Here is a 20,476-nt window from a genome sequence, read left to right on the forward strand (position 1 = left end):
ATCTATTGCTTTAAATTGGATACTTTTTCACGTACTTCTTCAATATTTTTTATTTTATTCTCCCAGCACTTTTGACTCAAATCCACTGGATATTCGTGAGGATTTAAAGAACGTTTATATTCTTCCCAAAGCAAGCCTAAGCTCTCTTTTGTATACCCTTGAATTTCTTTAAGTTCCGGCAATTTATAAACAAATTCTCCATTGATAAAAATATCGTGATGCAGGTCCCTTGCTTCAAAATCAGTTACTGTTTTACTAATATAAGTATGAACAGGATGGAACATCTTCAGCTTTTCTTGCGCTTGAACATCCTCATTCTGTAAAGCTATATAGTCACCTTCTGATTTATAAGTGTTTGTATTAATAATTCGATAAACCTTTTTCAAACCTGGAGTTGTTACCTTTTGAGCATTACTGGAAATTTTTATCGTATCCTGCATAATTCCATTTTCATCCTCAATAGAAACCATTTTATATACGGCACCTAATGCCGGTTGATCATATGCAGTAATGAGCTTCGTACCAACACCCCATATATCAATTTTCGCTCCTTGGGATTTCATATGGAGAATTGTATATTCATCCAAATCGCTGGATGCCACAATCTTCGCCTTGGTGAAGCCTGCTTTATCTAGCATTTTTCTTGCAGCTTTAGATAGAAAGGCCATATCACCACTGTCCAAACGGATACCAATGAAATTTATTTTATTCCCTAGCTCCTTTGCTACTTGAATTGCAGCCGGTACACCTGATTTTAAAGTATCATATGTATCGACTAAGAAGACACAATCACGATGACTCTCTGCATATTTATGAAAAGCGGTATAATCATCTCTGTATGCTTGTACCATTGCATGTGCATGAGTACCAGATACAGGAATACCAAATCTTTTACCTGCTCTTACATTACTCGTTGCATCAAATCCACCTATATAGGCCGCTCTTGTTCCCCATATCGCTGCATCCATCTCATGTGCTCTTCTTGTACCAAATTCTAGTACGGTTTCTTCTCCAACTACATTTTTAATTCTAGCTGCCTTTGTCGCAATTAATGTTTGGTAATTCACAATGTTAAGTATAGCTGTTTCAATAATTTGTGCTTGTGCCAAAGGTGCTTCCACATGAATCATCGGTTCATTTTCAAAAACAAGCTCACCTTCTCGCATAGCACGAATAGTACCAGTAAATCGCATCTGACTTAAATATTGTAAAAATTCTTCATCATAGTGCAATTCTTCACGTAAATACTGAATATCAGTCTCTGAAAAATGAAAATCTCGTAAATATTCAACCATTCGCTCTAAACCAGCAAAAACAGCATAGCCATTTTCAAACGGCAACTTCCTAAAAAATACTTCAAATACTACTTTACGTTCATGTATTCCATCGTCCCAATACGTCTTTGCCATATTAATTTGATACAAATCCGTATGAAGCCCGAAACTATCATCACTATATAGTTTTACCATTAAAACGCACTCCTTTTGCCGCCCCTAAGAAAGAACTTTTGCCCCTAATGTATTTTCAAAATGCTCTAATGCCCAACGATGCCCCGCATCATTAAAGCTAGCCACTGCATTCTTGTGAACAACGATTTTAAAGCCTTTATTATAGGCATCTACCGCTGTATGTAGCACACAAATATCTGTACAAACCCCACAAAGATGAAGTTCCTCGATTCCTCGTTCTCTAAGCTGAATATCTAAATTAGTGCCCGCAAACGCACTATATCGTGTCTTATCCATATAATGTACATTTCCATCATATTTATGTTGTTCGTACACATTCTGTAAGGCTCCAAATAAATTTCGACCAGCGGTTCCTTTTATATTATGCGGTGGAAATAATTTTGTCTCTGGATGAAGTGTATCTCCCTCTTGATGACAATCAATGGCAAAAACAACATAATCACCTGATTGAATAAACTCACTGGTTAACTGTACAATCGCACCTTCAATATCCTGACCTGGTTTTCCACAGGTTAATTTCCCTGCATCTGCAACAAAATCATATGTATAATCGATATTAATCAGAGCCTTTTTCATCAGCCTACTCCCCCTATAGACAATCTCGTCACTATTGTACAACAAATTCATAAAATAGGGAAAAATCCTCTCCGATTCCTATTGAAAAATCAACAAAGATATAATATAGTAATAAAAAGAATTTTTTTACTATTCTAAAAAAGTATATAATTTGTAATATTATTCATCGGAATGGTAAAAAATACAGCTTTCCATTTTCTTCTCATACCATTTATGATATTGTTAAATAGTATTTATATAAAATCATACTAATAATTATTCACTTTAAATAGATCGTATATTTAGAAGAATTGAGGGGACCTATAGATGGGGAAACAAACTAACACCATCAATAATGGAGGATTGCAACGCAGTTTAAAAGCACGACACTTAATGATGATTTCACTCGGAGGATCCATTGGTACTGGATTATTTCTAGGAAGCGGTTCGGCCATTTATCAAGCAGGACCCGGTGGGGCATTACTCGCCTATCTTATTATCGGTGTTATGGTGTATTTTATTATGACAAGCCTTGGTGAGCTTGCTTCATTCATGCCTACAAGTGGAGCATTTAGTACGTATGCTACTCGTTTTATCGATCCTGCACTCGGGTTTGCCTTAGGTTGGAACTACTGGTATAGCTGGGCAATTACCCTTGCAACCGAGCTGACTGCATCAACATTAGTAATGAAATTCTGGTTTCCTGACAGTCCTTCCTGGTTATGGAGTGGATTGTTTATTATCATCATATTTGGTATTAATATTCTTTCCGTTAAAGGTTATGGTGAAGGGGAATACTGGTTTTCCTTCATTAAAGTTGCTACGATTATCATTTTTATCATCGTCGGCTTTCTAATGATTTTTGGAATTATGAAAGGTGAAGCAGTCGGTTTTAAAAATTTCACAATCGGCGATGCCCCATTTCATGGTGGATTTTTAGCTGTCTTAGGTGTATTTCTCACTGCAGGATTTTCCTTCCAAGGGACGGAAATCGTAGGTGTAGCTGCTGGAGAAAGCGAAGATCCAAGAAAGAATGTACCTAAAGCAATTAAAAGCGTATTTTGGAGAATACTTTTATTTTATGTTTTAGCCATTATTGTTATTGGTTTAATTATTCCTTATACAACTGAAACATTACAAAGTGATGATATTATGGTTAGTCCGTTCACTTTAGTATTCAAAAAGGCCGGATTAGCCTTTGCTGCCTCTTTAATGAATGCTGTCATTTTAACTGCTGTATTATCAGCCGGTAACTCAAGCCTTTATGCATCGACAAGAATCCTATATGCCATGGCTAAGGAAGGACAAGCACCAAAGCTGTTCGGCAAATTAAATAAACGCGGAGTTCCTGTTGCTGCACTCGTTGCAACTACTTTAGTAGGGATGCTTGCCTTCCTTGCCTCTGCATTTGGAGACGGAGCCATCTATATGTGGCTATTAAATGCAGCTGGGATTACAGGCTTCATCTTTTGGTTAGGAATCGCTGCAAGTCACTATCGTTTTCGTAAAGCATTTCTAGCACAGGGACATTCACTAGAGGAGCTGCCTTATCGAGCAAAGCTCTATCCATTTGGTCCTATCTTCGCCTTTTTAGTTGGACTAATTGTCATCTTAGCTCAAGACTATCAAGCATTTCTCGCTGATAAAATTGATTGGATGGATCTCATTGCCGCTTATCTAGGAATTCCATTATTTATTGTAATGTGGTTAGGCTATAAATTGATTAAAAAGACAAAAGTGGTTCCTCTGCAGGAATGCAAAATTGATGTAGATGAATTTAAATAAAATTAAGAGCCAATGTCCTTTGAAAAAAAGCATTGGCTCTTTGTTTTATTTTAAACATATATATAGTAAACATCACTCAAAGAAATCAGAAATTAAATTATTAAAGCGGTGAAATAAAACGAGCCTCTTAAAAACCTATTTGCTTCTGTATAGGAACATGTAATTCTCTATAATCATCCAAACAATTCCCGAGAATATTCCACTTTCTACTCTCTTTGCGTATATTCTATATTCTGCATCGTCATCATTATATTTGACAGTGATTTGCTTATTTAACAATACGATGGATTCAACCCCATTCTCTGTTTTTGTTTCAAAGAAGAGATTACCATTCTCCTCTTTATAAAAGGCTGTTTTCGTATCGTTTGTGCTTTGTAAAAGCCCAACTGTCGGCTTTTACACCCATTAAAATATTTCAGCGGTTCTTATGGAGATTGCAGCTCTTTTCTCAGTAAAATGATAGGTGTAGTGATCTTCAGCCGATAGTTATTAGTTAAAGCTTTACTTAAGTAGCAACACTGTTTGTAAAAGAGCCTTATAAAAACGGTCATTTTTCTTTTGAAGAGGAAATCCTAAAATATATTCATAGTAAACATTATCTGGTTCGATTCTTCCGGCAATTAGTTTTTTATAATGATCTCTTTGATTCTCTAAGCGTTCTTTCGTTACAAACAATGATGAACTCGTGAATGTAGTAATGAAATCGACTATTATTAATAAAATAAACTATGCAACTAAAAAAACGACAATAAATCCAAGGATGGAGATCGGATTAATATCAAACGTTGAAAAATATAACAAAAACCAGGAAAAGATAATTAGTGACAGAAAAAAAAGATATGGTTCTATTAGATAGTGAAAAACGATCATTCTCTAACTTTTTAATTTTCATTACTAATCGATGATGTTTTTTTAATAGTTGTGCATCACTCATACTCTACTCCCCTATCAGTCTTTAAGCAGCCAAATATCTAGACAGCGCCTGATGAAATTCAGTCCCACGCTTATTTAGCAAAGAAAGATTGATTGCTAATGAACGTCCTTTTGGTCTATATATTCTTAAGAAAGTTGTAGTCACTCTTGCATATCCATGCATACCTACTACTCGATTCGTATAATTTTCTTGATTGGCACCAACTACCTCTTCCCAAGGGACAAAGTCCTCAAAGAAAAGAAAGGTTCTAATGGTTAAACCTTCAGACATCATCTCTACTATAGGTCTTGGATCAAAGGTTTTTATCAAAAAAACTACACCTAAAATAAATAAGATTACAAGCATTACCCAGCATGCACTTATCGCTATGGATGTTAGCCCAAACGGATCAGCCAGCAATTTAGTATAAAGGATATATATCATAACAAAACATAAGATCCCTATTATTCCTGTTTTTACTCGATGACTGTAAAATTTTATTGAATGATTTTCCACTTTTATTTCCCTCCTGTTTCATGTTCGTTTTCGGGCTAAATTCTTTTTGTTTGGAGTATGAACTCACCCACTTAAATCAATTTAATTTAACATAAATATTTCCATTTATGATTATACCTTGTCAATTATTGGAATGTTTCCTTTTTCTTTAAAACGATAAAAAAGAACTATCCCGTTCTATACCGAATAGTTCCTTATCCCTATTTCTTTAAAAGAACATAGAAAAAAATCTTTGTTCGTATGACACCTATTTGTTACTTTTCTCTTCTTGCCTTTTTAATTCCTCCATCCGTTCTACCCCATCATTAATTTGTTGGTCAATTGGAAAAGAACCACATATAGAAACGAGAGGAAGGTCTAAAAAATTTTATTTTCAGTCCTGTAGTGAAGAATCTCCCTCATCTATTAATCATTCTCTTCCCATGTAATCTCTTCATCCCCCAGAGGGATCCAATTATCAGAAATACCTAGTGTCAGACTGGATAGAAAACCTATTTCTGGTCCAGCTGATTCTTGAAATAGTTTTTTTCGAAACCTCTTGATATATTTATCATAAGCTGTAGCATTAAAGTCGTTAGAGGCTCTTATATAAATCCGATTATCCTTTAATCTAATTTTCGCTTCATCTATATTCCCCTTATTTTCAGCAATAGTGTCTCTAGCCACACTTATCATTGTTGGAACAGCGCTTTGTAATGCATTTTCTAGCAAATTCTTTAGAAGTTCAGGTTCAAAGCCACCACTCAATTCACTTGTTAAAGCACGATCCATTGCTTCTAAACTGATTTCATTACTACTATAATCTCTATATCTAGGATTACTACGGATACTTGACTCCATTTCAGCTATTTTTTCAGAAAGTAATTTTGGTAGAGGATCAAGATTTAGACTTAAGATGTAATTATCATAACTATTTATGGATGGACTAAGATTATCATAAATAACTGAAGTAGCAGCGAAGCTTGCTTGTTGTGAGGTTGTGTTTGCATGCTCCTTCACTGCAAGAACCTTTGATAAATTAAGAACGAATAAAAATAAAACCATCATCCCTCCTAATACACCAATCCAGAGTAGAGTCATACTTCCTTCTTCATTTTTTATGATTTTATTAAATTTGTTCATTAATCAATCGTCCTCCCACTTGCAGTTGAGGAAAAGGAATATGATGGTGTTCTTCCACCAAAGAGCTTTTTAGGAAGAAATATATAGTTTATTTTTACATTGACAGTAGCTTTGAATTTCTTTCCTGGAGGTATTGAAGTATCCTGAAAGCTAATGTTATCTCCATTCATATCTACAATTTTCTTAGCAGCATCTGATGCTTCATTTGTATCTTGTGTAAGTGAATAAACTTTTGCAGCCTCATTAGCGGCTGACTTTGCTACAACAACGGCATGTATAGTGACTCCAAACTGCCAAATAATTGCAACAAGAATCAAAACAAACGGGATCATTCCTAGAAATTCAATGGTCGCTGACCCTTCTTCTTTTTTAAGTATTTTCTTCATTAACCTCATAGCAAAGCTCTCCTTTATTTAAACTTCTTACAATGCCGTACTATGATCTTCCACATTAAGCATATTTAAATTTTCCCTCCACTTAATGGTGCTGGAAGTGAGTAAAACGATAAAAAAAGGATAGAATAAGGTATTTAAAAAGATTTGTGAGATGACTAATGCAGCATACGAAGTCGTTATACCCAATATCAATTGATTAAGAGCGATTCCAATGGCTAATTCAAATAACCCAAACACCAAAATATAGAGTAATAGTTTCAGCCAATGTTTTTTATAAATAGTAATTGTTTCTTTCAATGATTTCCAAACAGATTTATTATCAATCACTGCAATAATAGGGGCTGGTATAAATATTGAAAAGAGAATTAATCCTGGCAATATATAAAACATAAAACCGATTGTTGTCAAAAAAGACAATACTATAGCAAATATAAAAATATTAAAGCCTTGTACCAAAAAAGTATATATGGCATTTTTCAGAGGCTTCTCATGTCCCATGTAGTCATTATATGTTAACTTAATGAATGGAATTTGAGCATATAAATAGAGTAATAAGGTTAAAAATCCATAGTAGGTATCTCCTGCAGAGTGCATTGTTCCATTAAAAGGTGTAACTGCATAAATAAAATTAGTAAGAAACAAATGGAAAACTAACAATGGAATTTGGATAATTGCAATTAATAATAGAATTTTTTCGTACTTACTTGTAAATAATGCTATCGCATATTTAAATGGCTTCTCCATAATATCCCTCATCTTATATATTTAACGGGTGCCTTAAATTCTTCATTACTTTTTTTTGGTATTCTGTTGCACTTTTTTGGACTTCTATTTTCTTTTTTGTTAATTGTTCTTCTAATGGCAGGTCTTTTATTTTTTCCTCAAATATAAAATTCTGTGATCCTTTTGCTATATTTTCTTTTTCTGCTAATAATCCTTGTAAAAACTTTTTACTTTCTTTATCAATCGTTCTATCTATATTTTTTGAAAAAATCTCATTTTTAAATCTCTCTAAAGCATCTATATGGTTATTAGATAAATAATTAAGGGTAAATAATAGCATATCAAACTGATGTACCATTGTTAGTGTATAGTCTATATCGTTATCAGTTATAATATTTCTTTTTAAAACTCCATTATCATAATAATTTTCGTACTCTTTATATAATTGGATTGTTTTGATTTGAGTTTCTCGCATTTTAACGAATAGATTTAAACCTTCTATTAAAATTTTATTTTCTTTATCTCCCCCTTGCTTTAAATAATCTTCTACTGCATTAATAATATTTGTAAAAAATTCAGGACCTACACTTGCTCTTGGACCAATTTCTATAAAAATATTGCGCGACACACCTGAAAATAAAAGTAATTTTTGCAATGCTTCCATATATTCATCTTTTAAAGGACTGTCTAATGAGATAACGGCATAACCAGTTTCCTTTTCCTTCCTTTTATATGTAACAAAATAATATTTATTTTCATTAATTTCATAAGCAAAAGGATTTAGTGCATAGTTTTCAAACATTTTTTTATGCTTTTTTACTTCATTTATTAGCTTTTCGACTTCCATCATTTAAAATCACCTATTTAATAGATTTACTCATTCTTTAAAGGGGCTGTCTATTAGCATCCTATCCCCTTTATATGTTGACAGCCCCTATTTTTAACTGAACCAACCTTTTACTTTATTCCATCCTTTACTAATTGCATTCTTAGCCTTATCTTTTACCTTCACAATCTTATCCCAATTGTCTGCAGCTAGTTTAGTTAATTTAGATGCTCCCCAAATCACTGCACCACCTGCAATCAATACTGTTCCTGCAACTTGAGTACCTGGAATATATTCTAGAACGACTCCTGCATTCATCATAGTTTCACCTAAGCTAGCCGTTGCATCTGCAACAGCCGATACCTTTTTCGATGAATCAGCATTGCTCTTTAATACGTCTATTGCTTTTGCACCTTTAAAGCCCGTTTCGAAAGCTCCGTAACCCGCACCGATAGCAGAAGTAACTACGTTAAACTTAGAAACTGCGCCCACATTTAATCCTGTAATAGCACCTCGTGCTGTAGTACCACTTACAGTACCCGTTGGACCCCACCTATTAAACAATTTTAGAGATGCCTCGGCACCATCCTTAACTTTTGAATAAGCATCCACCGCTTCGGAGGCACCATTAATATACCATGGGGTCTTATCCCCCATCCCTACTTTTACACCATTTAACACTAAATTAGTATAAAAGCTTCCAGCCGATCCTGCTGGAAATTGATTAGGGTTTTCCATGAAGTCACCAATCAATCCTATTTGACCGCCGATAATATCATTACCAACATATTTTGCAACTTCATATCCATACGGTAAATCAATATCTAATATGGAGTTCGGGTCGCCAAAACCACCACTTCCGCCTCCACCACCGGCATTACTACCCGATGGAGGAAAATATGATGGAAAATTAGGTCCCAATGGATTCATCGGGTCATAGGCGTAATTGGGGTTATTCCAAGGGCTACCATTTCCACCCTGTCCATTCCAACCATTCCCATTGGGGTTACTTGAAGAGTTCCACGCATTTCCGTTGGAATTACCTGTAGAGTTCCAACCATTATTGCCCCAACCGTTCCCGTTTGGATTGCCTGTGGAATTCCAGCCATTATTTCCCCAACCATTTCCATTTGGATTACCTGTGGAGTTCCAGCCATTATCTCCCCAGCCGTTTCCATTTGGATTGCCTGTGGAGTTCCAACCATTACCTCCCCAGCCATTTCCATTTGGATTACCTGTGGAGTTCCAACCGTTATTCATCCATGGATTAAGATACCATGGAGTGCTACTCCATGAAGATCCGTCCCAATCACTATTATTCCATCCATTTCCGTCCCACGGATTACCTGAGAAAGGAGGAATTGACCAGGATGAACCTTCCCATGAATTTCCTGACCAACCGTCTGCGCTCCAACCTTCACTACTCCAGGAGTTCCCTGTCCATGGTGTTCCTGTCCAAGGCTTCGCTGCTGCTGCAATGATCGGGACAGAAAATGCTTGAAGAAGTACGAGAATTAAAGCAAAAAAAACTAGTATTCTACCAATAAATTTTTTCACCTGTACCACTCATTTCACTTATGATTCAATCACCACCGCTGCCTGATTATTGTTGAGTATTAGTATTATATTTTTCATTGATCTTTTTCTTGAGATCTTCTATTTCTTTAATATTAATTTCCTTTAAATTTTCCTCCATTTCCTTTTTTGTTTGAATCACTAGTTCTCCAATATTTTTTCTGATCTTTTTCAGTTGATCTTCTTGCTTAAATGTAATCTTACCTTCATCTCTTAGAATGGATAGCATATAACCAATATTCAAATTTTGCCTAGTTGCTCTATAACCCCAGTCATTAGTAAGTCCTAAAATATCAAAACTATTATCCACTCGAAGAGCCTCTGCACTTCTTATTGAATCTTTTTTCCATCTCTCCCAATTCTTAAGTACCTCTTCTGCACGTTGAAATTCCTTTTTCAATTGATCACCACTTGTAACAGTGGTATAGATTCCATTTGCACTTTCTGCAACTTGCTTCAGTTGCTTCTGGGCTTCTGAATCTACATTAAATCCAATGACATTAATAATAGGTGCAACATTAGATGAGGCAAATGATTTAGCGACCTTCACAGGATCTCCATCACAAGTTTCAACCCCATCACTTACTAAATAAATAAGATTTGTATTTGTTTTAGCATCGAATTTAGCTAATGACTGCTTAGATTCCTCTAATGCTTTCGCGATAGGTGTCCAGCCACTAGGTTTAAACTTATTCAATGATTGATTGAACTCAGTTTGCTTGTACGGACCGAAACCATAAACTTGTTCTATACTTGAACATGATAGTGCTTTATCAGAATCGGCCCCGGAACCTTTATGTCCGTAAACCCTAAGTGATATATTTGCTTCTTTAGGCAAACTTGATAAAAAATTATTGATAGATTCTTTGGCTAATTCCATCATGGTTTTTCCATTAATTGTATTTGCCATACTACCACTTGAATCTAAAATAATTTCAATATTATAATTGTCTTTAAACTGAAAACGTGATTCAGGTAAATCTGGATTTCCTGACATAGAAAATTCCCATTTATTAAGCAGATCATTGGGGTCCTGAAAATCCGTAGCAACAAGTGAATAAATATATTTCATATACTCATTTAACTCTTCTTCACTAGGATTTTCGTTTAAAGGAGGTAAATCCTTAATTTCCTCCTTTACTTTTGATGCAATTTCGTCAGACAATATTTCTTGATCCGCAAACTTTCCTGGGGATTGTGTAATTAAATCCTCCGGAGTAGTAGGAAGTTCTGGCAAGTTGTCGAATATTTTCGTTGTAGTTTCTTGTTTACTTACGTTCCCGCTACTTTCTATACTTTGTTCATTTTTAGGTTGTTTTTTCTCGTGATGGTCTTCGCTACTATTATCTACATTTTTTTGACTACAACCAGCCAATACTAGAACGATTATTAGTAATATTAGTAGAGTGAGTTTTCTGTATTGAACTTTCCTTTGCACCAAAAATTATTCCCCTCCCATTTTTTCAATCCAGCCTTTAAATTTATCTAGGACAGTCGTTCCAAATTCAGTATTTGAAGAGAATGCCGTTGAGATTAATCCAACTACAATAACTACAACAGCAGCAATACCAATCCATTCAAGTGTTTGTGAACCCTTTTGGTTATTCACCAAATTACTTAACCTCATATTTGTCTTTAATAAAAAAGCCCTTAATTTTTTCATATTGTCATCCTCCACATTTTTTATCTTTATTTTATTAGTACAACAATTTAATAAGATTGCTAGATTATTGAAGCATATTAAAAATACTATTTTCCCCATATATCATGTTTAATATCATTAGTCCGGCAATCATCAATATTGAAACAGGTGCAACAATAAATGTTGTTACTAGTGTCACTTTCGGTGAGGCTTTGGCTGCTAATTCTTTCACTTGTTCTTCTCTCAGTTTTCTCATATCTTCAGCTTGAATTTTAAATGTCGTAGCAATAGGTACCCCTAAGTTTTGACCTTGTATAAGTGACTTAATAAGACTCTGAAACTCAGTATTATCATTTCTCGATAACAGATTCCGATAAGCAGTTTCTCTCTGGACGCCTAACTCAATTTCATAATTAAATCGAGAAAATTCTTCTCTTAGAGGTCCATCGAAAAAACGAATCACCTCCCTCAATGCCTGATCTAGATTAATACCAGCTTGAAGACTAGTACTAATCGTATCTAAAAAGTCAGGTAAATCCTTTCTAATCAACTGTTGCCTCTTTTTTGCTTGATTACGTACGATTATAATAGGTAAAAAATAACCTAAAATCGGCAGAAATATAATTGAGTATTGCGAAAATGGCAAACCAATGATTAGGGATAACACTCCTCCAAAGAATCCAACGATAAGTAAAAAGATTTTCAATCCCTGAAATCGCTCTACAGTTAGATTGTAAGAATTACCTGACTTTCTCAACCAATTTTCGACATCATGATTTTCGCTAAAAAAGTTGACTCTCTGTCCTAAATCTGAGAAATCTTCCGCATATTTAGTCAGCTTTTGAATTAGCAGGCCTCGTCGATTTTTCTTTTTAGTTTTCTTTTCAAAAACATCTGTATAGGTTACATCTGAGATATGCTCAAGTAGCTCACGCTTTTCTCTAGAAAATACGTAATAATGACGAATAGCCATCCAAATAGTAAACCAGAATAAAATGATCATTAATATAATAAGAGCATCCATACACTTACACCTTTATATCAGAGATTTTTCTTATCAGAATAAACGAAATGATAATTCCTAAAAGGAATAAGATTAAAATAATAATTCCTGGTAATGTCCACAATGGATCTGTAAATCCATCCACCACATTATTCATTACTAATAGAATAAAGATTGGCAAAGCAGGAACAATAAATGATACATATCTTTGCTCTGACGTCATCGTCTTAATAGTCTGATTAAGTATTTTCCTATCTTCTAACGTATTGGACATTGTTTCCAAGGTTGCAGCTAAATTACCTCCTGTTTTCGTTTGAATAAGGATGGTTGAAATAAATAATTGAAAATCACGAGACTTATTTCTTTTTTGGATCGATCGTAAAGCAATTTCTAAAGGAACCCCGAGCTTTAACTGATTGGATATACCTTTGAATTCTTTACCAGCTGGTGCTGGTATCTCTTTAGAGACTAAATCGATTCCTTGGCTGATGGTCAATCCAGATTTCGCTGCACTTCCTAATAATCTACATATATCTGATAATTGGTCATTAAACCTTTCTTCATACTTATTTTTTCTCATATAGAACATAACAAAGTGGGCACCTATTAGAATACCTATTGAAATAAGTATGTTTATACTTGCTGAAGTCTTAAAAAACTTTCCTAATAATATAAACAGAATAAAAAAACCTAAAATATGAATCCCTAAATATTCCGATGGTAGTAGCGGTACATTGGCACCAATCAATTTATTTGATAAAGCTTCTGCTTGTTTTGATTGGTCAAATCGGTCACCAACTACACTAATAAAACTTTTTCTTTTTTCCTCAGGGAACCATTCATTAACCTTATTTCCCCATGCACGCTTTTTTGAACGATATCCTAGAAAAATATAAAATGCCCACAAGAGGAATAAGACAGCCAAGCTATACAGGATGGACACTGCTGTACTCATAAACAATCCCCCCTTTTGGTTCGAAAATAGCTGGATCCATTTGAATACCATTGATCGTAAATCGTTCGAGACATTTAGGAATCGTACCTGTTGCAGTGAATATCCCCTGAATTTGCCCCTTAGAATTGATGCCTGTTCTTTGAAATTTAAAAATATCATGGACCTGTATTTTATTATTCTCATCTACAAAGACTTCTGATATATTAGTAATTCTTCGTGTTCCATCACTTAAACGATCGGCTTGAATGATGTAATCAAGCGCACCAACGATGTATTCACGAATAATATGTGTCGGTAAATCCATTCCTGCCATCACTACCATACCTTCTACACGATTAATTGCATCTGCTGGTGAGTTCGCATGGACAGTTGTTAATGATCCTTCATGTCCTGTATTCATCGCCTGTAGCATATCAAAAGCTTCTGAAGCACGTACTTCCCCAACGATTATTCTATCGGGTCTCATACGAAGTGCATTCTTAACCAACTGACGAATGGTAACATCCCCTCTCCCTTCAACATTGGGTGGCCGAGCTTCTAATCCTACAACACTTGCTCGATTTAGCCTTAATTCTGCAGAATCTTCAATCGTTATAACCCGTTCATACTCAGGAATAGCTTTTGCTACTGCATTCAATAATGTAGTTTTACCACTCCCTGTCCCCCCAGAAATAAGAATATTCATTTTTACCTGAACAAGGGCTTCTAAAAATAAAGACATTTCCTCTGTTAATGTTCCATTTTCAACTAAATCCACCATTTCAAAAGGTACTTTTCTAAATTTCCTGATCGAGATTAGGGTTCCATTCAAACTTATCGGTGGGATAACAGCATTTACACGGCTTCCATCTGGTAATCGGGCATCAACCATCGGTGAACTTTCATCAATTCTTCTTCCTAATGGAGCAACAATGCGATCAATAATATGTCTAACATGTGATTCGTCTCTAAATTTAACTCCTGCTTTCTCTAATCTTCCGCTTTTTTCAATAAATACTTCATCCGGTCCATTGACTAGTATTTCCGTAATTTCATCGTCCTTTAAAAAGGGTTCAAGTGGACCAAAGCCCACACTTTCATCTATTAATCTAGTTAAAAGTAGTTCCTTATCTGTACGTGGAATAACTACTTTTTCCTCCGATAAAAACTGATTAATCAATCTTTCAATAGTTAACCGCTTCTCACCTTCTGCTAGACTAATTAGTGTTTCTAGATTCGTTTCTGTCAATAACCTAGATTTATAATGTTCCACTAACTGATCAATATATGGGTTAAATGGTTGAACATTCACATCGGATATAGCTTCCTCTACTTCTGGCCGATCGATTTTCCGTCGAAATAAAGACATGTTCATTTCCCCCTTCTTATAAAGAAATTGGCCATTATTTCAACATCGAGGTTACCCATTTTTGTATGTCCTTTGCAGCAGGAATCAGCTTCTTTTCCTTTGGTTCCTTACGTATAGGATTCCCTTGGTTTATTGCTGAAAGAACGCCTTTTGCATCTCTGCGTATTTGAGCAGTTATAGGATATTTAACAAACTTCTCTAAATCCTTCTTTGTTAACTCGTTTTCACTACCTGAGTTATTAATCACAATATCCATGCGATCATTTGTAATAATACCTAATCGTTGAAATAGTACTTCTACATGTTTTAATCCCTTGATTGCCGGTGTATCTAAAGTCATCACATAATATACTCGATCAGCATCCTCTAAAACAGCTGCCCCTACCTCATCCATATATGAAGGAATATCAACAATGACAAAATCATAGCTCCTACGACATGCCTTTAATAGGCTCTCAATGAATTCTGAATCTATACTTTCTGCTAATTCCGCATCACGTGGGCTTAATAGTACATCAAGTTTTGAATGCGTTTCTTTTTCTGCTACATTGCGTATATGATGCTCATTTATTTCTCGAATAACTGGTTTCAAATCAATGATTGAGCGACTACTTTCCATACCAAGAAACGTTTCCGCTCCTCCATATTGAAGATTTAAGTCTATATATAGTACCTGTGCAGTTGATTCTAATTTCAATGTTTGAGCAAACAATGAACTTAAAAAGGTTTTACCACTTCCACCTTTTCCACTATAGAATGCAAAGACTTGACCGCTCCCCCTCTGAAATGTTCCCGAGGTAGCAGCTAGTTCTGTCATTGTCTTTCTTTGTAAAAACATGCTATTTAATTTATCATTCAATAAAGGCAATTCATCAGGGATAACTAAAAAATCTGTAGCCCCTGCTCTTATTACATCTCTATATAATTCAAAGTCTTGTGAATCATGAATAAAAAGAATCGTTAAGTTAGGATTTTCTTTTCGCATATAGTGAATTGTATCTATCGGATTTTCTGTTTTGCTATTCAATAATATAGCTATATTTAATTCCTGCTTTTTAACTTCATTCCGAACATAGCGTGTTTCAATTAATTGAACTTCAAAGGATTCAGTAATACTTTCTGCTACTAATTTATATTGATCATTTTCCTCTCCAATAATGACAATTCTTTGTGATTTCTCCATACTTTTGCTCTCCTTACCCCAGTCCTCTTCATAACCCTGAAATTATTTTTTTTCATCGCCTTTTTCAGATTTTTGCCCCTGTTCATTTGGAATATTAGCCTTTGAAGATTGGTCTTGTTTTTTTGAATCTTCTTTAGTTGTTGATGATTGATTATTTTGCTGCTTTTCATTACTATCTTTTTCATCCTTCGCTTCATTTTCAGTAGAAGCTTGGTTCTCTTTTATTTCTTCTTGATTCTCTTCCAATTGACTTTGTACGGCTTCATTGGATTGTCCTACATTCGACTTAATGATACGTACACTGTCCGCGTAATTCTGCATATGTATTAATTCGGGGACTAGTGATTGGGAAATTTCTACTTGAATCCCTTTAAATTTACTTTTTTCTTTTGCAACTCTTGCTACTTTTACATCCTTCATAAAGAACTTTGTTTCTTCTTTTCCAGAAAATCGTTCTGATACAATGATGTCTACACGATCTAAAGCCTCTAATGGTTCATCAAAATAGACTCGATCTGATTGCATCAAAGTGACTAATCTATTTTTTTCCTCAACTACCGCTGATGCTTGCTTTAGAATATTTTTCGTAATCATATCGCCATCGGATAAAGGCACTACAGCAACTTTATTAAGTAAGTCTTCAGTTTTTGTCACATGGTAATCTTTTAAATATTTCTTTGGGATTTCATCTGTGGTTACATTTTCAGGAGTAATGATTGCGCGCGATGAGATGTCCCCTTTTGCTACATATACTTTTACCATTGTTCCTAAATTATCATTTATTGCCTGAACCTTTTTTAACACAAGTAAACCCGCTGTTAATGCCAATAATAAAGATAAAATAAAAAATATTATGGCTCTTCTCTTTGACTCCAACATCCTCGTACCTCATTCCCTTTCCCTAAATAATGTAAACCGCATTTGAATATGTAATGATAGATTTTTATAATCATGAAGGAAAAAGCAAACTACTACCATTGCTTTTACATTCCTTTCTTCGAGAAGAATCCTAACTTTTAGCGATATTTTTTAAATAATAGGTATATATAAGGAAAGTCTTTTTTACTGTAATTTCTACTAGCTAATAGTTTATGTGGAAGTATATTCCTATATATAAGTATTTACCACCTGTTTTTGTAGCGGTCAATCGCACTAAAAACGGTGTCGAATGGTGTCTGGTACTATTTTTCTAAGGGTATTTCGAAACTAGGATTTTTTACTAGGTGAAATGGATGGGACAAAGATAAAGTAACTAGGTACTACGGAGAGGAAAAAAGGAAAATTACGGAATTGATATTTCAAATATTACAAATTATAGTACAATTCTACTGTTTTTTTGTTTACTATATTGTTACTTTAAGAATGAGGAACTTCTAAGAAAAGCTAAAAAATCCCTTTACACTTTTCGTCAAAAGAATGGTCTTATAGTTAGAATGAAATATATTGTTCCACCTACGAGCTTAATATTCTAACTGATCTTACAATGAATTTTCACCTAACCCATCTGGTTATTTTTTGTATGCCTTATATTCTGCATTGCAGATAATTCCTCATTTAAAAAATCGTATAATAAATTCTTATAGGTGCATATTATTCATACAGCGTCATGTGTTCACTAAAATGGATAAAAACAATACTAAAAATACTCTACCTGGAGTGGTGTATGACAATGTTAAGAGATAACTCTTTAAATGAGAAATTAACATCTGCTGAAATGGGAAAACTGTGGGCGACATATATGGGAAATTCGATGTCTATAAGGGTCCTCACTTACTATCTTTTACATACGAAGGATAAAGAAATAAAAAAGGTGCTAAATCATGCATTGAATCTAAGTGAAACAATGGTAAAAAGAAGTAAAAAGATTTTTATACAGGATAACTTCCCAGTACCTATGGGGTTTGGTGAACAAGATGTAAATTTAGGTGCCCCCAAGCTATTTGAGGATGAATTTTATCTTTATTATTTGAAATATGCCGGTAAAGCGGGCCTTAGCCTCTATTCTATTGCAATACCTATGGTAATAAGGCAGGATGTGAGAGATTTTTTTTCTTTCTGTCTTAACTCTACAGAAAAGCTGTTAATTGAAGTAAATAATATTCTAAATATGAAAGGGCTATTAATGAAGCCCTCCATTATTCCAAATCCAGAAAAAGTTAAAATTATTAAGTCTAATGATTATTTAAATGGATTTTTTGGAGGTGTGCGAAATCTTCATGCGTTAGAGATAGCGCATCTAAATGATAATATAGAAAGTGATGTAGCAAGTAAAGCCCTTCTGATTGGGTTTAGTCAGGTAGCTAAAAATGAAAAGGTAAAAGATTTTTTTATTCGAGGAAGAGATTTAACACACAGACATATTGAAAAATGCTCGCAAAAATTATCAAAGGATCACTTACCGTCACCTTCATTATTGGATCATTTAGTTAGTACTTCTTCATATGCACCGTTTTCTGACAGATTAATGTTATTCCATAAGATCGATATGTTTGCTATGAAAATAAGATCCTATGCGAATTCTATTTCAGTAAACGGAAGAAGAGATTTAGCCGCGATGTATTCTCGTTTTATTCTTGATGTTGGCTTTTATGTTGAGGATGCGATGAGTATCATGATTGAAAATGATTGGATGGAAAGACCACCTGAAGCAGCTGATAGAAATGACTTAACGTAGATGTATGATTAATAAGTATTATAGCTCCCTTATTAACAAATAAGAATTGCTAAGCAAATATTTAATAGGAAAATCTATCTTATTAAATACATAAAGATATATTTTGATCTCAATTTTTTATGTTACTACATTTAAAATAGAAAGTACTAACCCTGTATTAAATTGACACTTGACGTACATTCAAGTGTCAATTTAATTTTAGATATCATTTTAAGCTTCTATTTATTTTTATATCTCTTCTACTTTTTCAGATATAGGTCTTTTTATCGGTGTAAGAAAAGTTAACACTAAAGCAATAATGGCTAACCCCATCATGAAGTAGTAGGATTCACCCGAAGCAAAAATTGAAGCTAATTCCTTAATTCTCTCTGTCACACCTTGGTTAACTAAACTGCCAGCATATTCCGTCGCTTTCGATGTATAAATCGTAACGACAACCGCTGTACCAATTGCCCCTGCAATTTGTCGAACCGTATTGTTTACAGCCGTTCCATGTGTAATAAGTTTTTGTGGCAAAGCATTTAAACCTGCTGTGTTCAGTGGCATTGTAATAAAGCTTAAACCAATACGTAAGAAAATCGTCCGAATCATTAAGAAAGTATATGTCGTTGTTTCTGTTAAGTCGGTTACCACCCACATTGAAGGAATGACAAAAATTAACCCAATAATAAATAGTGGCTTTGCTCCATATCGGTCATACAATTTTCCGGTAACAGGAGATAGGAACGCATTCACGATGGCTCCTGGCAATAAGAGGAGTCCCGCATCAAATGCTGTAAATCCTCGACCGTCTTGTAAATAGATAGGGAGTAAAATCATATCAGCATATAACATCATCGTTACAATAATATTAATGAGAGACGTCATTGTAAAGGTCTTGTTTCTGAATACAAGTACATTTAAGAATGGATCACTTGAGCGTAATTGACGGATGGTGAATAGCACTAACACAATAATACCTACAATAATTGTTGTTAACACCAGCGCATCGCCCCAGCCGTTACTACCAGCTTTACTAAATCCATATAAAACTAGCCCAAAACCAATTGTTGATAGAATGACACTAAGTACATCCAAATCTGCTTTCGACCCTTCAGATACATTGATTAAATATTTGAATGCTAATAGAATGACAATCCCGACTAGTGGGATTAGTCCAATAAACAACCAACGCCATGATACATATTCAATCACGAAGCCAGATAATGTTGGTGCTATTGCAGGTGCGAAAATCATTGCTAGCCCTAATAGACCCATTGCGCTTCCTCTTTTTTCAGGTGGGAAGATAAACATAGCGACACTCATCATGAGCGGCATGATTATACCTGCACCCGCAGCCTGGATCATCCGTCCAATTAATAATACTGAAAAGCTTGTTGCAATCGCACAAAATACAGAACCAAAAAGCAATAATAGCATCGAGCTAATAAATAATTGACGTGTTGAAAAACGCTTCATTAAAAATGCTGTTACAGGAATTAATACACCGTTAACGAGCATGAATCCTGTTGCTAGCCATTGCACAGTTGTTGGACCAACACCGAATATCTTCATAAATTCACTTAATGCAACATTTAATAGCGTTTGGTTTAAAATGGATAAAAACCCCCCGAGCAACAAGACGAAAAGTAATACTTTCTTATTTATTTGTTGAACCATATAGACCTCCCCTTTACTTTATCAACACTCTGACGATAAAATTGATTGTAACAACTTTTATATCCAGAAACCACCAACATTTTTTAATGTAATGTCAATTATGCAACAATTTCTATTATTGTGTTGTAAAATT

Annotated in this window: 19 protein-coding genes; 2 read left to right on the forward strand and 17 right to left on the reverse strand. The window is 34.5% G+C overall.

All coding sequences use genetic code 11. The annotated features are described in order from the left end of the window. Positions 1 to 2: 2 nt before the first annotated feature. Both NST63_RS24135 and NST63_RS24140 read right to left on the reverse strand, forming a co-directional pair. A complete protein-coding gene (locus tag NST63_RS24135; protein WP_341043921.1) occupies positions 3 to 1,469 on the reverse strand; it encodes a nicotinate phosphoribosyltransferase in 1,467 nt (488 codons plus the stop codon). A 24-nt stretch (positions 1,470 to 1,493) separates the two neighbouring features. After that, positions 1,494 to 2,045: a cysteine hydrolase family protein gene (locus tag NST63_RS24140; RefSeq protein ID WP_212946553.1), complete on the reverse strand. Its 552-nt coding sequence runs from the start codon at positions 2,043 to 2,045 to the stop codon at positions 1,494 to 1,496. 306 nt (positions 2,046 to 2,351) lie between these two features. On the opposite strand from NST63_RS24140, the gene NST63_RS24145 reads away from it, so the two are divergent. Further along, positions 2,352 to 3,809, forward strand: coding sequence for an amino acid permease (locus tag NST63_RS24145; RefSeq protein WP_212946555.1), 1,458 nt, complete (start codon positions 2,352 to 2,354; stop codon positions 3,807 to 3,809). A gap of 501 nt (positions 3,810 to 4,310) precedes the next feature. Here the strand turns inward: NST63_RS24145 and NST63_RS24150 are convergent. The 14 genes from NST63_RS24150 to NST63_RS24215 all read right to left on the reverse strand — a co-directional run bounded on the left by NST63_RS24150 (position 4,311) and on the right by NST63_RS24215 (position 16,889). Then, positions 4,311 to 4,484 (reverse strand): hypothetical protein, encoded by a 174-nt coding sequence (locus NST63_RS24150; protein ID WP_341043923.1) that lies wholly within the window; start codon positions 4,482 to 4,484, stop codon positions 4,311 to 4,313. Between the two features lie 280 nt (positions 4,485 to 4,764). Next, positions 4,765 to 5,238, reverse strand: a complete 474-nt coding sequence (locus NST63_RS24155; protein ID WP_212946559.1) for a hypothetical protein — start codon at positions 5,236 to 5,238, stop codon at positions 4,765 to 4,767. Positions 5,239 to 5,643: 405 nt separating this feature from the next. Beyond that, a complete protein-coding gene (locus tag NST63_RS24160) occupies positions 5,644 to 6,360 on the reverse strand; it encodes a hypothetical protein (RefSeq protein WP_341043924.1) in 717 nt (238 codons plus the stop codon). Beyond that, complete coding sequence (locus NST63_RS24165) at positions 6,360 to 6,755, reverse strand: TadE/TadG family type IV pilus assembly protein (protein ID WP_341043925.1); 396 nt, start codon at positions 6,753 to 6,755, stop codon at positions 6,360 to 6,362. The genes NST63_RS24160 and NST63_RS24165 overlap by 1 nt, the downstream gene beginning before the upstream one ends. A 27-nt stretch (positions 6,756 to 6,782) precedes the next feature. Continuing rightward, a complete protein-coding gene (locus NST63_RS24170) occupies positions 6,783 to 7,499 on the reverse strand; it encodes a hypothetical protein (protein ID WP_212946562.1) in 717 nt (238 codons plus the stop codon). A 13-nt stretch (positions 7,500 to 7,512) separates the two neighbouring features. Continuing rightward, complete coding sequence (locus tag NST63_RS24175) at positions 7,513 to 8,328, reverse strand: hypothetical protein (RefSeq protein WP_341043926.1); 816 nt, start codon at positions 8,326 to 8,328, stop codon at positions 7,513 to 7,515. 90 nt (positions 8,329 to 8,418) lie between these two features. Continuing rightward, complete coding sequence (locus NST63_RS24180) at positions 8,419 to 9,861, reverse strand: hypothetical protein (RefSeq protein ID WP_341043927.1); 1,443 nt, start codon at positions 9,859 to 9,861, stop codon at positions 8,419 to 8,421. A 46-nt stretch (positions 9,862 to 9,907) separates the two neighbouring features. Further along, positions 9,908 to 11,317 (reverse strand): VWA domain-containing protein, encoded by a 1,410-nt coding sequence (locus NST63_RS24185; RefSeq protein ID WP_242598372.1) that lies wholly within the window; start codon positions 11,315 to 11,317, stop codon positions 9,908 to 9,910. A 6-nt stretch (positions 11,318 to 11,323) separates the two neighbouring features. Continuing rightward, positions 11,324 to 11,542: a hypothetical protein gene (locus NST63_RS24190; RefSeq protein ID WP_212946566.1), complete on the reverse strand. Its 219-nt coding sequence runs from the start codon at positions 11,540 to 11,542 to the stop codon at positions 11,324 to 11,326. A gap of 64 nt (positions 11,543 to 11,606) precedes the next feature. Continuing rightward, entirely contained in the window at positions 11,607 to 12,545 is a 939-nt protein-coding gene (locus NST63_RS24195) for a type II secretion system F family protein (protein WP_212946568.1), read from the reverse strand. Positions 12,546 to 12,549: 4 nt separating this feature from the next. Continuing rightward, the gene (locus NST63_RS24200) at positions 12,550 to 13,479 is read right to left on the reverse strand and encodes a type II secretion system F family protein (protein WP_341043929.1); all 930 of its coding nucleotides are present in this window, start codon (positions 13,477 to 13,479) and stop codon (positions 12,550 to 12,552) included. Further along, positions 13,451 to 14,827, reverse strand: coding sequence for a CpaF family protein (locus NST63_RS24205; protein WP_212946571.1), 1,377 nt, complete (start codon positions 14,825 to 14,827; stop codon positions 13,451 to 13,453). The genes NST63_RS24200 and NST63_RS24205 overlap by 29 nt, the downstream gene beginning before the upstream one ends. Positions 14,828 to 14,861: 34 nt before the next feature. Next, positions 14,862 to 16,010 carry an AAA family ATPase gene (locus NST63_RS24210; protein WP_078110117.1) on the reverse strand — a complete coding sequence of 383 codons (1,149 nt, stop codon included), beginning with the start codon at positions 16,008 to 16,010 and terminating at the stop codon, positions 14,862 to 14,864. Positions 16,011 to 16,052: 42 nt separating this feature from the next. Then, on the reverse strand, positions 16,053 to 16,889 hold the full coding sequence (locus NST63_RS24215; protein ID WP_341043930.1) for a flagella basal body P-ring formation protein FlgA: 837 nt from the start codon (positions 16,887 to 16,889) through the stop codon (positions 16,053 to 16,055). Positions 16,890 to 17,673: 784 nt separating this feature from the next. Here NST63_RS24215 and NST63_RS24220 point away from each other — a divergent pair. Continuing rightward, entirely contained in the window at positions 17,674 to 18,684 is a 1,011-nt protein-coding gene (locus NST63_RS24220) for a DUF3231 family protein (RefSeq protein WP_242598370.1), read from the forward strand. Between the two features lie 228 nt (positions 18,685 to 18,912). Here NST63_RS24220 and NST63_RS24225 read toward each other — a convergent pair whose 3' ends face one another. After that, positions 18,913 to 20,343, reverse strand: a complete 1,431-nt coding sequence (locus NST63_RS24225) for a DHA2 family efflux MFS transporter permease subunit (RefSeq protein ID WP_341043931.1) — start codon at positions 20,341 to 20,343, stop codon at positions 18,913 to 18,915. Between the last annotated feature and the right edge of the window lie 133 nt (positions 20,344 to 20,476).

The sequence above is a fragment of the Heyndrickxia sp. FSL W8-0496 genome, assembly GCF_038007825.1.
Taxonomy (GTDB): domain Bacteria; phylum Bacillota; class Bacilli; order Bacillales; family Bacillaceae_C; genus Heyndrickxia; species Heyndrickxia oleronia.

Excerpts from the sequence above, each read along its gene's own strand:
- NST63_RS24135 (WP_341043921.1), bottom strand. The coding sequence starts at position 1,469 with ATGGTAAAACTATATAGTGATGATAGTTTCGGGCTTCATACGGATTTG.
- NST63_RS24140 (WP_212946553.1), bottom strand. The coding sequence starts at position 2,045 with ATGAAAAAGGCTCTGATTAATATCGATTATACATATGATTTTGTTGCA.
- NST63_RS24145 (WP_212946555.1), top strand. The coding sequence starts at position 2,352 with ATGGGGAAACAAACTAACACCATCAATAATGGAGGATTGCAACGCAGT.
- NST63_RS24160 (WP_341043924.1), bottom strand. The coding sequence starts at position 6,360 with ATGAACAAATTTAATAAAATCATAAAAAATGAAGAAGGAAGTATGACT.
- NST63_RS24165 (WP_341043925.1), bottom strand. The coding sequence starts at position 6,755 with ATGAGGTTAATGAAGAAAATACTTAAAAAAGAAGAAGGGTCAGCGACC.
- NST63_RS24170 (WP_212946562.1), bottom strand. The coding sequence starts at position 7,499 with ATGGAGAAGCCATTTAAATATGCGATAGCATTATTTACAAGTAAGTAC.
- NST63_RS24175 (WP_341043926.1), bottom strand. The coding sequence starts at position 8,328 with ATGATGGAAGTCGAAAAGCTAATAAATGAAGTAAAAAAGCATAAAAAA.
- NST63_RS24190 (WP_212946566.1), bottom strand. The coding sequence starts at position 11,542 with ATGAAAAAATTAAGGGCTTTTTTATTAAAGACAAATATGAGGTTAAGT.
- NST63_RS24195 (WP_212946568.1), bottom strand. The coding sequence starts at position 12,545 with ATGGATGCTCTTATTATATTAATGATCATTTTATTCTGGTTTACTATT.
- NST63_RS24200 (WP_341043929.1), bottom strand. The coding sequence starts at position 13,479 with ATGAGTACAGCAGTGTCCATCCTGTATAGCTTGGCTGTCTTATTCCTC.
- NST63_RS24205 (WP_212946571.1), bottom strand. The coding sequence starts at position 14,827 with ATGTCTTTATTTCGACGGAAAATCGATCGGCCAGAAGTAGAGGAAGCT.
- NST63_RS24210 (WP_078110117.1), bottom strand. The coding sequence starts at position 16,010 with ATGGAGAAATCACAAAGAATTGTCATTATTGGAGAGGAAAATGATCAA.
- NST63_RS24215 (WP_341043930.1), bottom strand. The coding sequence starts at position 16,889 with ATGTTGGAGTCAAAGAGAAGAGCCATAATATTTTTTATTTTATCTTTA.
- NST63_RS24220 (WP_242598370.1), top strand. The coding sequence starts at position 17,674 with ATGACAATGTTAAGAGATAACTCTTTAAATGAGAAATTAACATCTGCT.
- NST63_RS24225 (WP_341043931.1), bottom strand. The coding sequence starts at position 20,343 with ATGGTTCAACAAATAAATAAGAAAGTATTACTTTTCGTCTTGTTGCTC.